Below are 15240 nucleotides of genomic sequence, written 5' to 3'. Positions count from 1 at the left end.
TCCTTGCCTGACTGGGCCTCATGAAGAGGTCCGACCCATGAATGCCGAGCCGTTCACAAGCGAGTCCTATGCCGAGGGCGCGCGCGAGCGCGCCTGGCAGGAGGTCCTCGGCGGGTTCGGGCTGCAAGCGCTGGGCGCGCGGTCGGGGACGCCCTCGCACGCCCGTGCGCTCTCTCGCCTTTCAGCGCTCGGGGTGCGGCTGGGAACGTTGTCGGCGGACGCGCAATCGCTGCGCCCGCTCGCCGGGCGTGGCGGACTGCCGCTCCTGCTGATGCCGATCGAGACCACGCTGGTGCTCACCCTCTCGGGCGAGACGCAGATCGTGCCGGCCGGCCATGTCGTGCTCGCCCCGCGCGCCGGCGACTGGCAGGTGCAGTTTCAGCGTAGCCTGCGGGCGCTGGTGCTGTCCGTTCCGGCCGAGGCCTTTCGTGGCCGCAAGGTCGCCCCGCTCGCCGCCTGCCCGCCGCGGGTCTTCGCGCCGGAGGGGCTGGCGGATGTGCTTGCGCGCACGGTCCAATCCAGCGCGGGCGCGCTCGACCGGCTCGGTGAGGCGGAATGGGAGACGGTGGCGCAGAGCGCCGCCGAGCTGCTGCTCGCGCTGACGGCGGAACTCGCAACAACGCGCGCGGACTCCTCCTCCAGCCGCGCCGCCCTGCTCCAGCGCCTCTACGCCACCGTCGAGCGCAGCATCGGCCGCGAGGATCTCACCATCGCCGAGGTCGCGCGGGCCGAGGGCATTTCCGACCGCTATCTGCAGAAGCTGTTCGAGGGGACGGGCGAGAGCTTCAGCCATTATGTCCGCGAGCGGCGGCTGCAGCGCGCCTGGCATGACCTCGCCAATCCCGCCGAGCTGGCGGTACCGATCTCCGAGGTCGCCTATCGCTATGGCTTTGCCGACTCCGCGCATTTCAGCCGGCTGTTCCGCGAGCGCTTTGGCCTGCCGCCGCGCGAGCTGCGCCGGCGCGAGGCCGAGCGCCACGACCACGAAGCACCATCGAGCGGTCAGCGTGGCTGGCCGCAGCAGGCGCTGGTGCAATTGCGGGCGCGCCAGACCAAGGCTGAACCCGACTCACGCCGCACCCGGGTGCTGGAGCGCACCCCGCCGCCCGACATCCCTGAGGAAGTGCCAACCCATCATTACCTGCCGATCAATGCCCAGCACGTGCATTGGGGCTATTTCAGCCGGTCGCTCCAGCCGCTGCTGGAGATCGCCTCCGGCGACATCGTTACCGTCGAGACGCTGACCCAGCACGCTTCCGACGATCCCGAGCGGATGATCATCGGCGATCCCGGAGCGGAAAGCGTCTTCCACTGGACCACCACGCAGAAGGCGGTGGACCGTCGCGGCGCCGGGCCGATGGATGCCTCCGTCTTCGGGCGCGGCGCCGGGGAAGGGTTCGGCGTGCATATCTGCACCGGGCCTATCGCCGTGCACGGTGCCCAGCCCGGCGACGTGCTCGAGGTCCACATTCTCGACATTGAGCCGCGCCCCTCACGCCACCCGGCCCATGCCGGACGCGTCTATGGCAGCAGCGTCGCGGCCTGGTGGGGCTTCCATTATTCCGAGTTCCTGAGCGACCCGCATCCGCGCGAGACGGTGACGATCTATGAGATCATCACCGACACGCCGGAGCCCCATGCACGGGCCGTCCATGCCTATCGCTGGGAGCCGCAGACCGATCCCGCCGGCGTGCGCCACGCGCTTTACGATTACCCCGGCGTGCCGGTGCGGCCAGGCACTGTGACGCTGCAACAGGGCGTTCTCGAAGGGGTGCGCATTCCGCTGCGGCCGCATTTCGGTGTCATCGCCGTGGCGCCGCGCGAGGCCGAGCTGGTGGATTCCGTGCCGCCGGCCTATTTCGGCGGCAATCTCGACAATTGGCGGCTGGGCAAGGGCGCGACCGTCTACCTGCCGGTCTCGGTGCCGGGCGCGCTGCTTTCGGTCGGCGATCCGCATGCCGTGCAGGGGGACGGCGAACTGTCCGGCACGGCCATCGAATGCTCGATGACCGGCACCTTCCGCGTCACGCTGCACAAGAAGGCGGAGACGGCCGGCACGCTGCTCGCCGACCTGACCTACCCGCTGATCGAGACGCCGGAAGACTGGGTGCTGACCGGCTTCAGCCACCCCAACTATCTCGCCGAATTCGGCGCGGACGGTCAGAGCGAGGTCTACTCCAAGTCCTCGCTCGACCTCGCCATGCGCGACGCTTTCCGTAAGGTGCGGCGCTTCCTGATGACGACGCGCGGCCTCAGCGAGGACGAGGCGATCGCCCTGATGTCAGCCGCCGTCGATTTCGGCATCACCCAGGTGGTGGACGGCAATTGGGGCGTCCACGCCATTTTGAGTAAGCGTCTGTTCCCTGACCGGAACTGACCGGGCCGTACGCATCTCAGGCCAGCGTGACGCCCGTGCGCGGGTCTGCCGCCAGCGCGCTCCGGCTGTGCCTGCTGGAAGGCTTCGTCGGCCACGCCGAGCAGTGCAATGTTCGGGTGCGCCGCTACGGGCGCAAGAACGTGCCCTATGGCGAGGCGGCGGAATGAGCGCTGCCCTGCCGTCGTTCCGGCTGGACGGGCGCCGGGTGCTGGTGACGGGCGCGGGGCGAGGCATCGGCCTCGCCATCGCGCAGGCCTGCGCCGCCTCCGGCGCGGAGGTGACGCTCTGCGCCCGCTCGGCGGGCGAGATCGGCGCGGCGGCTGACGAATTGCGGGCGCAGGGCCTGAAGGCTGAGGCCTTGCCGGCCGATGTCACCGATGTGCAATCGTTTGCCGCGCTCATCGCGGCACGCCCGGCGTTTGACGTGTTCTTCAACAATGCCGGCATGAACCGGCCCAAGCCGCTCGCCGACATCACGGTGGAGGATTACGACGCCGTGTTGGGGCTGAACCTGCGCAGCGCGGTGTTCGCCGCCAAGGCGGTTACCGCCGCCATGGTCGAGGTGGGACGGATCGGTGATCAACATGTCCTCGCAGATGGGGCATGTCGGGGCAGCCAACCGCACGATCTACTGCGCTTCGAAATGGGGGCTGGAGGGCTTCACCAAGGTGCTGGCCATGGATCTTGCGCCCCATCGCATCCGCGTCAACACCATCTGCCCGACCTTTGTCGAGACGCCGATGACGGAGCCGTTCTTTCGCGACCCGGCGTCCCGTTCGGAGGTGCTGGCGAAGATTCCGCTCGGTCGCATTGGCCGCGTGGACGACGTAGCGGCGGCGGCGGTGTTCCTCGCATCGGATGCCGCGTCTTTGATGACCGGCAGCGCGCTGATGTTGGATGGCGGCGGGCGGCGCTGTGAGCGTGGCGATGCCCGCCATTCCTGTGATTCGTTGGGCCCGGCCGGATTTCGGGTTGAACCTCCAAAAGCCGCGAGGCCGGCGCTAAGCCGGCGGCGTGGGCTTCGCGCTCTAACCCTTTGATCTCGCGCAATTCCCGTCGCCGAACCGCCCTGCGATTCTGCGGGAATTGCTCTCAGCGGCCAGCAGCGGCCGTTTCGGGCATCAGTTGGCGATAAAGCGCCGACAGCCGTGCGCGGTAGCGCTCTTGCGAGAACAGCGCCGCCTGGGCCCGGCCGCGCTGGGAGAGGGCGGCCCGCAATTCGGCATCGGTGCAAAGCGTCTTGATGGCATCGGCTATGGCGCGCGGGTCGTAAGGGTCGACCAGCAGCGCGGCATCGCCCGCCACTTCCGGCAGCGAGGCGGTGTTGGCGCAGATCACGGGCGTGCCGAGCGCCATCGCTTCCAGCACCGGCAGGCCGAAGCCCTCGTAGAGCGAGGGGAACACCAGCGCCTTCGCGCCGCGGATCAGGCTCACCAGCAGCGGGAACGGCGCATAGTCGAAGCGCCGCACGCGGTCGCGCACGAATGTCAGATTGTCGAGCTGTTCGAGATAACGGTTACTGCCTTCGTTGAGGAAGCGCAGTTCTTCACCCGCCTTCCACGCCGTCTTGCCCAAAATCACCAGCGGCTCGTCGACCTGCGAGGCGAGATAGGCTTCGATCAAGCGGGAAATGTTCTTCTTCGGCTCGATGGCGCCGAAGAAAAGGAAATAACCTTTATACTTGAGGCCGAAAGCGCCTTCGACTTCCTCGCGCACCAGATCGTCCGGCTTGTCGGCATATTTCGACGGGATGGACACCGCCTGGTAGGTGTTCGTTACCTTTTCCTCGGGATAGCCAAACAGTTCGACGATGTCGCGCTTCGAGGCCTCGGAGACAGTAACGATGTGATCCGCCCGCTTGAGCACCCCCTGGATCATACGCTTGTAGAATTTCTTGTTGTCGAGCGTCGTGTAGGGCAGCCGCAGCGGCACCAGATCGTGCAGCGTATAGATATTCGGCACGCCTGGAAGGCGGATCGGCAGCGGATAGGTCCAGTGCATCAGGTCCGGCTTGTCGACGCCGCCGACGGTCAGAAAATGCCGGTAGGCGCTGAAATGCCAATAGCTGCGCGAGAACAGTTCCGGCGCGTTCCAGATGCGGTCGTAATGCGGCAGGCGCGACTGAAACGCCCGGCTGATGACTTTCCCCGTTAGCGGAACATCGCGCGCGCGGATGCCCATGGGCGAGGTGCACAGCTGCTTCAGCCGCCGCGCGACCTCCAGCATCAGCGAGGGCGATCCCGCATTGGGGTCGAAGAACGAAATCTCGCGCAACAGCGGGTCGGCGCTCGGCGAGGCCCGCGTGCCGTAGAGAACCTCGGTGCGATAGCCCAGCGCGCCACAGGCAAAGCTCAGATTGCGGGCATAGGTGGCGACGCCGGTGCCGGCTTCCAGCGCCAGATTATAGCCGTCGATCATCACCGTCCCGCGGTGCGGCGCCGGCGGGAGCTTCACCGAGGCCCCCACGCCCGCACCGCCGCCGCTCTCGTCACCCCGCAACAGCCTGCATCCGCGTTAGTTCGGGCCGCACCGGCACCGGTGCCCCGCCACCATGGGCATAGGGAATGTCGCGGATCAGTTTGTGGTCGAAGATGGTGCCCCCCTTGGGCGCGGTAATGGGGGCGATATCGATCGGGAACGCCTCAATGAGGGGATCGATGTCGAACTCCACCGGACGCCAGGCTGTATCGATCGACCACATCAAATGCGCCCAGTCGGTGCGCTTGTTGCGGCGCTGCACATAGACCGGAATTTGCGGAATGCCGAGCCCGAGATAGAGGTCGGTGATGCGCAGGTCATAACCGTCATCGGGGTCCATCACCCGGCCGATCAGCCCTTCCGGCGTGCCGCGCGGCGAAAAGTAAAGGCAGGGAATGCCGTAGCTTTCGGCAAACACCATCCCGTGCAGGCTGGTGGAAACCAACCGCTTGCATGAGAGAATCTCGTCGAGCTTCTCGCGCATCGAGTCCGCGCTGATCGCCGTCAGCGTGTTGATGATGCGCACGCTGCCCTCGAACTCCTTGGGGATATGGTAGCGCTCATAGGCCTCGCGCGGCAGCGCATCAAGCCAGCGGCCATCGAGATCGGAGAGATGGACAATGACGCCGATCTCCCACTTCTTCTCCAGCTTCGGGTTGTAGAAGCGCGGCAGCGCCCAGACCGGATCGCCGAACACCGCCGCGCCGACGGCGTTCTCTTCGCCGAGCAAAGCGCGGCTCACCGGGCCGCGCGTGGCATGGACTCGGTAGCGTGTCGCCGGGTCGGGATGGAACGGAATGCGCTCGCCCTCCTGCCCGGTGTTGACGAAACGGGACGAGCCTGTGCCCCACACCGAGACATCGCCCCCCTTCAGGTTCTGGGCGATGGTCCCGACCGCCGCCATGCGCACGCTGTTGCCGTCATGCGCCTGATGGACGATGGGCTTACCTGACAGCAGGGCCACCATGACCGGGCTGAGCGCGTCACCGAGGTTGAGATAGTGCTGAACCCGCGTCGCCGCCGCCCAGGTGAGCGGGACGGCGCCGTTTTCGCGGACGATCTGGCGCAAAGTTGCTTCTGTCACGTCGCTGATCCTTCTTGCTCGTTCAGGCGAGAGCGACAGGCGCCACCGCCTCGACGCGGTTGTAGACATCGTCGAGACGAACGATGTCGTCCTCGCCGAGATAGGAGCCCACCTGAACCTCGATGAGCTCAAGCGGAATGCGGCCGGGATTGCTGAGGCGGTGAACGGCACCCAGCGGGATGTAGGTCGATTCGTTCTCGTGCACGGTCGACACCTTCTCGCCCACGGTGACCTCGGCGGTGCCGTGCACCACGATCCAGTGCTCCGAACGGTGGTGATGGCGCTGCAGCGACAGGCGCTCCCCGGGGTCGACAATGATTTTCTTCACGCGGAAGCGCCCGCCGAGATTGATGGTCTCATAGCTTCCCCAGGGCCGGTGCATCTTGCGATGCTCGATGGCCTCGTTGCGCCGCTCCGCCTTGAGTGAGGTGACGAGATGCTTCACCTCCTCGGAGCGGGCCGAAGGCATGATGAGCACCGCGTCCCCGGTCGCGACGACCGACAGCCCCTCGACGCCGATGGCGGCGACCAGCGGCCCTTCGGAATGGACGTAGGAATCGGTGGCATCGACCAGCCGAACCGGGCCGCGCTGCACATTGCCCCGTTCATCCGGCGCGCTGATCTCGCGCACCGCATTCCAGCTGCCGACATCGGACCAGGGGAAGCTGCCCTCGACCACGGCCGCCCGGCTGGTGCGCTCCAGCACGGCGTAATCGATGGAGATGCTCGGGGCGTCGTGGAAGGCGGAGCCGAGCCGGCAGAAGCCAAGGTCGCGCGTCGCCCCGTCCACCGCCCGGCGCACGGCCTCGACGATCTCCGGCTCAAAGCTCTCCGCCTCTTCCAGCATCACATGGGCGGGGAAGAGGAAATTGCCCGAATTCCAGAGATAGCCGGCCTCCACATAATCCTTGGCCGTCGCGGCATTCGGCTTCTCGGCGAAGGCTTCCACGAGCGCCGCCGCGCCGCCGTTCAGCGCCACGCCTCGCCGGATATAGCCATAGGAGGTACGCGGCTCGCTCGGCGTGATGCCGAAGGTGACGATATGGCCGAGCTTCGCCGTGCCATGCGCCTTGCGGCACGCCTCGTGAAACAGCGACACGTCGCCGATGACATGGTCGGCGGCGAGCACCAGCAGCGTCGCCTCCTCGCCATGCATCTGCTGGGCGAGAAGGGTGGCGGCGAGCAGCGCCGGGGCCGAATCGCGGCGCACCGGCTCCAACACGACGGTCGGCTCGACGCCGATATCCCGCGCCTGACGCTGGGCGAAGAAGCGGAACTCCTCATTGGTCACGATGATCGGTGCGGCGAACATCTCGCCCTGCGCCACACGCCGAAGCGTGTCCTGGTAGAGCGTGTCGCCGGAGGTCGAGAGCGGCAGGAACTGTTTGGGCAACGAGTCGCGCGAGATGGGCCAAAGCCGGGTGCCGGAGCCGCCGGCAAGAATGACAGGGACGATCTTGGAGCTGGACATTGATGTTCTCCTCACGTTTAACGTTGTCGAACTGCGTTGAATTACAGAACACACCGCTTATTTCGCATTTGCGAAAAGACTATACGCAGGAAAATGAACGTCAACATAATTTTATGAAGTTATTTTGTTCAATCTTGCGAGCATTATATTTCTATACATTTACCATCCACGAACATAAGCGACGACAATACGAACTGATAACCATTGAACATCCGGGACCGGCTATGGTGGCCCGCCCACCGACGCGGCGCCTTTCTCAGGCGGGCGTCCAATCTCGACGGCGAAGAACAGCCGCAGCACCGCCGCACGCAGAAACGCAGGCACACAGCGCCCCAATGTGATGAGCATCACCAGGGGCAGCGGGAAGGCGACGCTTCGCGCGCCGCGTTCCGCAGCAGCCGCAATGGCGGCGGCAGCGCGCGAGGCGTCCCATTGCAGCGGGCGCCCGCCGCGATAGGCGCGGCTCATCCCGGTGTCGATGAAGCCCGGGCAGGCCACCGTCAGACTCACACCCCGCGCCGCCAGCACCGGGCGCAGCGCCTCGCCGAAAGCGATCAGCCCAGCCTTGGTGGCGCTGTAGGTCGGCTGGTCCGGTATTGGCATGCGCCCGGCCAACGACGAGACGAGCACGACCCGCCCCTCGCCGCGCCTGCGCATCGAATCCAGCAGCGGCAGCACGGTGGCGATGGCGCCCTCGAAATTCGTGCGGATCTGGGCCAACACGTCGTGCAGTGTCTCGGCTTCGCCGCCTTCACCAAGGCTCGCCTCGACGCCGGCATTGGCGATCACTGTGTCGATCGGCGTCTCGGCATCGACGGCCGCGATGAGATGAGCCAAGGGCACGCTGTCGCGCACGTCGAGAATTTCGCCCCGCACCCGCGCCCCGCGCGCCCGGCACTGCTGCGCCACCGCATCGAGCCGCGCCGCATTGCGGGCGATCAGCAAAAGGCACACGTTCTCGCGCGCGTAATGCCGGGCCAGGGCAGCGCCCAGCCCGCTTGAGGCGCCGGTGATGAGGATGTGCCGCCCGTTCATGCCGACCGCGCCTCCACGACCGCCATGCGGGCCACCAATGCTTCCACCGCGCGCGCGATAGTGTTGGGTGCGAAGAAGCCACCGGCGACCTGCGTGCGCGCCAGCACGACGCGCCGGTAGTCATGAAAGAGGTCGGCGTCCGGTGCCACCCCCTCGGTCCAGAACGCATCGAGCGTTCCCTGGTGCGACAGCCCCGGCATGTCGTAGGTGGCGCGGCCCAGCACCTTGAGCGGCCGCCCTTCTCGCAGGGCCAGCATGGCGGTGGTGGAATTCACCAGCACCACGCCAGCACTCATTGCGACCAGCGGGTCGATGGCGCCGCGCTCGATGAAGACGACGCGGCCGGCGAGGCCGTATTCCTCCGCCAGGCGCGCCACCATCTTGTGGGCGGCCGGCACGCGCGTGTCGTAAGGGTGCCGTTTCACCACCAGGCGCGCGTCCGCGGGTGCCGCCCGGGCGAAGGAGGCGAGGACGTGCCTTACAACCTCCTCGACCGAGCGGAAGCGCGAGTGCATGCGCATCTGGTAGTCGCCTTCGAGCTGCAGCGGCAGCAGGAAACAGGGGCGGCCGTCGGCGATCGCCGCTCGCGCCCGGCGGTCGCGGCGGTTGGCGCCCGACATCGTTAGCCAGCGAAGCAGCCAGCCCGCGTAATCGATGGCGGGGTGGGCCAGCGTGTGGCGGCGGTAGCGCGGGAAAAGCGGCGCCAGCGCCGTGTGGCCCGCATGCCAGGCAACGTCCCACAGCGCCCGGCGCGCGAAAGGCTCGGCGGAAGGCGCCCCGTGTGTCTCGGCCCGCCGGGGGGCAGCCGCCGCGTGAGTGCCGAGGGCGACGGCCGCCTCCCGGATCGCCTGCGGCGTGCGCGGCAGATCGGAATGGGCGTTCACGCCATGGGATTCGCAGGTGATCCAGCCCGGGCGCTCATAGCCCTCCTCCAGCAAATGCAGCCGCACGCCCCGCCCGCGACCGGCAAGCACGGCGGGCGCATGGTAGGGGCGGCAGTCGCCGAACAGCACGAGATCGCTGACCCCCTCCAGGGCCATCATCCGTTCCACATAAGCCGGCCACTCTTCCGGCCGGCCGCGAAAGAGACGGGCAGCCCCGGGCCAGAAGACCGTATCTCCCCCGCAGAGATGAACCTTCACAATGCGGGCGCCGCGCCGGCGCAAGGCCCGCGCGAGGCGGAAGCCGAAGGGCGAGGCCGGACCCTGCAGGAACAGGAAGCAGCGATCGGCGAACAGATCGGTCGCGCCTGCCGCACCGCCAGGCCGGGCCGCTTCCACCGGGGGCGCCGGCAGGGCCGTGCGTTCCGCCGGGGAGCCAAACGCCCTGATGCCCAGGGGTGGGGAGCCGAGGGTCACCGGCCCGGGGAGCTTGAGTGCCGCCGCTCTCAATAGTCGATCCGATCGACGATTTCGGCCGGCAGCGGCCAGTTCATGTCGTCCGGCGACACCGCCAGCGGCAGAGGAAAGGCACGGATCAGCGGGCGGTCGTCATAGCTTAATGGCCGCCATTTGCCGTGCACCCAGGAAAGGACGGCGGCCCAATCCGTCGGTTTCGAGCGGTCGAGACAATAGGAGGACAGCGTTGTGCGCCCGACGCCGGAATAAAAATCGCGCATACGGTGGTCAATCTGGTGCTGCGGATTGCCGAGATCGAGCATCCGACCTTCGCCGTCGCCATAAGTAGCAAACCACGCGCACGGGATGCCGTAGGTCTCGGCAATGACGAGACCGTGCAGGCTGGTCGATACGATGGCGCGGCAGGAAACGATTTCCGCCACCTTGCCCCGCATCGCTTCGACGGTGGGCGGGCAGTGCGTGTTGATGAGCCGGATGCGGCCCTTGAAGGCCTCTGGCACGCCATAGCGGCGCAGCGACGCTTTGGCGGTAGCTTCCGGCGTGCGGTCGTCCAATTCGGTGATGTGGAGGATGACGCCGAGATCATGCGTCTTTTCCACCTCCTTCATCGGCCAGAAGCGCGGGAGCATCCATACCGGGTCGCCGAAAATGTCGGGAACCTCCATGCCGGCGGCGCGCAGCGTGCGGGCGCTGTTGGGGCCGCGCAGAGCGTGGATGTGAAACTGGGTGTCGGCCGGGCGCACATAGCCCCGCACCAGCGGATCCACCGGATTGCGCTCGGCATCGACGCCCGTGCCCCAGAAATGCAGGATGCCGTTACGCTGGTTATGGCCGATGGTGCCCACGGCGACCATGCGCTCGATCGGCTGGTCGAAGCCGGCGCGGCGGACGGTGACGCCCGCCATGCCCGCGACCATCAGTGCGCTCAGCGTGTCGCCAAGATTGGCATGCGGGGTTTCCCGGGTCGTGGCCGCCCAGGAAAGCGGGATGGAGATGCGGTCGGCATTCATCCGCAGGAGAGTGGCGAGATCGGGAGCCATGCCACCCGGCGCCATCGCAGGCGGCCGAGGTGGGGAACTGCCTGGAGCCTCGCCGACCACCTTCGCGACGGGTGGCGGGGCGGCGGGTGTCCTCGCCGGGACCGGCCCGCCCGCCGGCTCGCCATCAGCGTCGCGGTCCTGCTGGCGCAGCAGCGCCACGTCATGCTGCAAGGTCAGCCCCTTTATGACGGGATGGTCCCAGATGCTCTTGCCGGCGGGCGCCTTGAGCGGCGACGGCGTGAAGGGAAACGCCTCGATCAACGGCCCGGCGTCGAAGCCCGCGGGCTCCCAGGCGCGGTCCACCGCGTCCATCAACGCCCGCCAGTCGGTCGGCAGGCCGCGATCCTGGAAATAGGCGGGGATGTGCCGCCGGCCGAGGCCGAGATAGAGATCGACGATCCGCAGGTCCGCCGGCCCTTCCGGGTCCAGGGCGAGCCGCCCCAGCCCGAGGGGCTCGGCAAGCGGAGAAAAATAAAGACAGGGGATGCCGTAGGCCTCGGCGATGATCAGCCCATGCATGCTCATCGAGACGATGCGCTCGCAGGCGAGGATTTCGTCGAGCTTTGCCTTCAGCGCCGGCACGCCCAGGGGCGTCACCGTGGTGATGAGGTGGACGTCGTCCCTGAACTCGTCGGGAATCCGGTAGCGCACGAAGGCCGGCAGCGGTCGTGCTTCATGAGAGCGGTCGGCAAGTTCGGAGAGGTGGAGAATCACCCCGAGCTTCCACTTTTTTCGGATGCGGGGACGATAAAAGCGCGGCAACAGCCACGTCGGGTCGCCGTAAAGCCCCGGGCGCGGGCCGCCATTGGCCATCAGCCGCTCGGCCACCGGTCCGCTGGTAGCGTGCAGCACCATCGCGCCGTGGGCGGGCGGGGCGAAGGCCACCCGGCGGTCGGCCGGCGCTGACGGGTTTTTCCAAGGCGAGCAGCCCGTGCCCCAGACATGCACCTGGCCGCCTTCGAACGTGTGTCCGATGGCACCGATCGCGGCCATGCGGATCGAGTTCGATTTCGCCGGCACGCGCCGCACCGGCACCCCGCCAACCATGGCCGTGAGCACCGGACTGAGTGCGTCCTCAAAGTTCAGATAGTCCATCAGCGTGGTCGAACCGGCCCAGCCGAGCCGCACTTCACCTTCGCTGCGAACGATCGCCTCAAGCGGTGTTTTCATACAGCCTCACGCGCCATAAGCATATCCGAAATGTCCGTGGAACGATCGCGTCACTTGGGGGCAATCATGCTAGTAGTATTGTTCGATTTTTCCATCGTGTCTACTCCGCTTGAAATATCGCCTTCCGGTGAGACTTCTTCCACCTCAGCACCGCCGATGGCCTGATCCGGCGATCAAAAAGACCTGGCGACACTCCCCGACGGGGATCGGACATCGTGCCGAATTCCATATGCCACAGACGATTGCATCGCACTCTCATGCTACCGCAATGCAGCAGACGGTGAATGAAAGTACCGTCTCATTTTCACGCGAAACACTGCGATCTATCGGTAAATAAGCACCATATTCTGGCCAATCACGTTATCGCCTTAAAGAGATGAACTTTATTCCCCCTCCATCGGGCGCGATAACACGGCAAACACTCCGGTTATTTTCGTTCAAAATTGCGTCTATTAACGTAATGGGACGAATTGTCATCGATATTGGTTTCTTAGTACCATTTATGCTGAATATTCATGCATTAATACGCAACGCAGCCTCTAGACAGGTCGTCACTTTTGATGCTGCAATGCACATGGCACGCATCATCTTCGATTGCTTTGACGGCTTTCGAAGGCTGATCCCCCTCGAAACGTCGACCATCGAAACGGGTGGCTCATGAATTTTGAGACCTTCGGGCATCAGGCTGGACGCGACTTCAACCCCGAAAACGTGGTGTCGCCGGCCCAAACGCTGCGCGATACACGAATCGGCGATGACGGCATGAATGCTGACGAACAACTTCAAAACGCATATGCGTTCGCCAACTCTTGCCAAAACTACTTGCGGATTCCGGAGAACGAAAACGTCGATGGCGGCGTGTTTTTTGAAGGCGGGCAATGTGTTGCCTGGGGCTTCCACCGCCATGATCTGCTGCGCCCAGTCACGCTGCGGCTGGAGGTCGACGGGGTCTGCGTGTTCGAGCTCACCACCTCGCCCGAGACCCATATGCCCGTCCACGTCACCGGCTACCGCTTTGCCACGCATCGGCAGATGGTGCTGCGCGTCGACGACGCGAGCGCCCTCGCGGGCCCGATCGCCGTTCAGGCCTACTGGACCAGCCCGGAGGCGCGGGAGGATTTAACGCATTTCATCGTCGGCATCGGCGGCTCGGCCCGGGAGGCGCGGCTGCGCCACCTCGTCTGGCACGACATCCCCAATGTCACGCGCCGCTTGGAGAGCTCGGACGAGCCGCCGGCCCGTTGGCGCGCTTCGGTGTACACCCGTTACATGGCCAATCGCCTGGAGCTGAAGAGCAAGCTTTCCGGCGGGCAGTCAGTAGCGAATTGGATCGTATCAGAGGTATTTGAGGACTGGTACAAGCGCCATGTCTTCTGTCTTACCGACGAAATACATGCGCTTCTCAGCGAACCGGTCATGAACCGGCGGGTGATGAAGCACGAGATCAGCCTCACCCTGTTCGCCTTCTGGCGCCGGCACTACCCGCATATCGACATCTTCACCGACGAAGGTCTGCGCCTCGTCCAGTACAAGTTCGCTACGGCCCCCTTCATCGCCGACAAGAACAACGTCAAGCTGGTGTCCGAGGGGCTGCGACGCTCGCTTTCGGCGCCGGCCGACATGTTCCGCAGCCGTGAACTGCCCTGGAGCTGGTATTGGCTGTTCCTGCTGGAAGACCAGGGGTTGGGCAACCGGCTGCGGGACGAGGACTTCATCCGCCTCACCAGCTTCAAGGAAGTGGCGCTCGACGTCACCCAGCCGGACCGGCTGTCCTTTACGCCGCATGTCTGGCGGGCCTATTGGGGCGCCGGCGGCACCTCCGATTTCACCCGCTTCGATCTGGCACTGATCTCGATCCTTGCCGACACGCCGTATCCCGACATCGCCGTCGCCGAACACGGTGCCGAACTCTGGCGCGAGCGGCTGCATCACGATGTCTATGCCCGCGCCCCCGAGCTGTCGGCTCTCTCCGCGCTGGGGCGGGTCGAGGCGCCGGTGTCGGTACGCGACGACGTGCCCCGGCGCGACCTCGTCATTATCGGCCATGCCAACGAAACCGGAGTCGGGCGCAATCTCAGTATGTTCACCGAGGCGCTGGCCTCCTTCGCGCCGCTGGTGTTCAACGCCGATGACGGCTCCTGCGTCAATCCCGATGCCAGCTACAACCCGAATATCGGGGTGCGCGCCCGGGTCGTCCTTCTGTGCGTGAATGCCGACCGGGCGCCGGAGATGATCGCCCGCTTCGCCGGCATTTGCGAGGACGCGCACATCATCGGCTTCTATCTCTGGGAAAGCGACCGCCCGCCACCGAACCACACGCTCGGCGCGCTTGCCGTCGACGAGATCTGGACACCGAGCCACTATGTCGCCGAGGCGTACCGCAAGATCACCCCGGTTCCGGTGACGGTAGTCGACAAGGGGCTGCACGCCCCCCTTGCCCATGTCTCATTTCTCGACCGCTTCCGGACCGACCCGACCGCGTTCATCTTCCTCACGGCGGCGGAATTCGGCTCGTCCATCGTCCGCAAGAACCCGCTGGATGTGGTGAAAGCCTTCCAGCGCGCGTTCGAGGACAGCGACCTTAATGTACGGCTTCTGATCAAGATCCGGGAGGTCAATCCCGGCCACTGGAGCAATATCGATTCATACTGGGAGGAGATCGAGGAGCGTATCGCCGGCGACGACCGAATCGCGCTTGTCGAAGGCAATCTCACCGCCGAGGAATACTGGACCCTGATGTGGAGCGTCGACGCTATGGTGTCGCTGCACCGTTCAGAGGGCTTCGGCTACTTCATCGCTGACGCCATGTTCGCGGGCAAGGCCGTGGTCGTGTCCGACTATTCCGGTTCGCAGGATTTTTGCGACGCCGACAATGCCTTCCTTGTGCCGGTGCAACAGACGCCGGCCCCCCCGGAATATCTCGCCAGCCGGGGCTATATCGGGCAGTGGGGCGTCCCGGATGTGGAGGCCGCCGCTCACGCCCTCTATCAGGCGGCGACCGACGCCGAATTGCGCGCCACCCGCGCCGCCGCCGGCCAGTCCCGCGTCACCCGCAAATATGATTTCCGCCAGTGGAGCGGGGCGATTTCCGCCCGCATCCAGCAGCGGATTCAGCAGCAGGCTGGCGAGGCGCTGCGCGCGGAGGGGCCGGCACCGGAGGCCGCCGCGTCCGGCTGGGGCGCTGCCGCCTTTCGGGGATAGGCATTCCTCTTTGCCGCTCCCCCGAA

At 66.0% G+C, this 15240-nt stretch carries 11 protein-coding genes and 1 pseudogene; 5 read left to right on the top strand and 7 right to left on the bottom strand.

Going from position 1 to position 15240, the window contains the following annotated elements:
- Positions 1–37: 37 nt before the first annotated feature.
- The 4 genes and pseudogenes from ACO07Z_RS21770 (at position 38) to ACO07Z_RS21755 (ending at position 3417) form a co-directional block, all read left to right on the top strand.
- Positions 38–2377 carry an acetamidase/formamidase family protein gene (locus ACO07Z_RS21770; protein ID WP_421700608.1) on the top strand — a complete coding sequence of 780 codons (2340 nt, stop codon included), beginning with the start codon at positions 38–40 and terminating at the stop codon, positions 2375–2377.
- A gap of 35 nt (positions 2378–2412) precedes the next feature.
- Positions 2413–2544, top strand: coding sequence for a hypothetical protein (locus ACO07Z_RS21765; RefSeq protein WP_421700870.1), 132 nt, complete (start codon positions 2413–2415; stop codon positions 2542–2544).
- Positions 2541–2891, top strand: a pseudogene (locus ACO07Z_RS21760) (SDR family NAD(P)-dependent oxidoreductase); the annotation flags it as partial. The gene ACO07Z_RS21765 and the pseudogene ACO07Z_RS21760, both read left to right, overlap by 4 nt.
- Positions 2892–2961: 70 nt before the next feature.
- Positions 2962–3417 carry an SDR family NAD(P)-dependent oxidoreductase gene (locus ACO07Z_RS21755; RefSeq protein ID WP_421700861.1) on the top strand — a complete coding sequence of 152 codons (456 nt, stop codon included), beginning with the start codon at positions 2962–2964 and terminating at the stop codon, positions 3415–3417.
- A 52-nt stretch (positions 3418–3469) separates the two neighbouring features.
- On the opposite strand, the gene ACO07Z_RS21750 is transcribed toward ACO07Z_RS21755, so the two are convergent.
- The 7 genes from ACO07Z_RS21750 to ACO07Z_RS21720 all read right to left on the bottom strand — a co-directional run bounded on the left by ACO07Z_RS21750 (position 3470) and on the right by ACO07Z_RS21720 (position 12919).
- Positions 3470–4831 carry a glycosyltransferase family 4 protein gene (locus tag ACO07Z_RS21750; protein WP_421700607.1) on the bottom strand — a complete coding sequence of 454 codons (1362 nt, stop codon included), beginning with the start codon at positions 4829–4831 and terminating at the stop codon, positions 3470–3472.
- Between the two features lie 34 nt (positions 4832–4865).
- Positions 4866–5939, bottom strand: coding sequence for a polysaccharide pyruvyl transferase family protein (locus ACO07Z_RS21745; RefSeq protein ID WP_421700606.1), 1074 nt, complete (start codon positions 5937–5939; stop codon positions 4866–4868).
- A gap of 22 nt (positions 5940–5961) precedes the next feature.
- Positions 5962–7410, bottom strand: a complete 1449-nt coding sequence (locus ACO07Z_RS21740) for a mannose-1-phosphate guanylyltransferase/mannose-6-phosphate isomerase (RefSeq protein WP_421700605.1) — start codon at positions 7408–7410, stop codon at positions 5962–5964.
- A gap of 222 nt (positions 7411–7632) precedes the next feature.
- Positions 7633–8445: an SDR family NAD(P)-dependent oxidoreductase gene (locus tag ACO07Z_RS21735; protein ID WP_421700604.1), complete on the bottom strand. Its 813-nt coding sequence runs from the start codon at positions 8443–8445 to the stop codon at positions 7633–7635.
- Entirely contained in the window at positions 8442–9725 is a 1284-nt protein-coding gene (locus ACO07Z_RS21730) for a capsule biosynthesis protein (protein WP_421700603.1), read from the bottom strand. The genes ACO07Z_RS21735 and ACO07Z_RS21730 overlap by 4 nt, the downstream gene beginning before the upstream one ends.
- Before the next feature lie 107 nt (positions 9726–9832).
- On the bottom strand, positions 9833–12013 hold the full coding sequence (locus ACO07Z_RS21725) for a polysaccharide pyruvyl transferase family protein (RefSeq protein ID WP_421700602.1): 2181 nt from the start codon (positions 12011–12013) through the stop codon (positions 9833–9835).
- 513 nt (positions 12014–12526) lie between these two features.
- Entirely contained in the window at positions 12527–12919 is a 393-nt protein-coding gene (locus ACO07Z_RS21720; RefSeq protein WP_421700601.1) for a hypothetical protein, read from the bottom strand.
- 48 nt (positions 12920–12967) lie between these two features.
- Here ACO07Z_RS21720 and ACO07Z_RS21715 point away from each other — a divergent pair, with 48 nt between their 5' ends.
- Positions 12968–15214: a glycosyltransferase gene (locus ACO07Z_RS21715; protein WP_421700600.1), complete on the top strand. Its 2247-nt coding sequence runs from the start codon at positions 12968–12970 to the stop codon at positions 15212–15214.
- Positions 15215–15240: the final 26 nt, after the last annotated feature.

The organism is Ancylobacter sp. (assembly GCF_965229075.1).
Lineage (GTDB): Bacteria > Pseudomonadota > Alphaproteobacteria > Rhizobiales > Xanthobacteraceae > Ancylobacter.
This window is presented reverse-complemented; position numbering and strand designations above follow the sequence as displayed.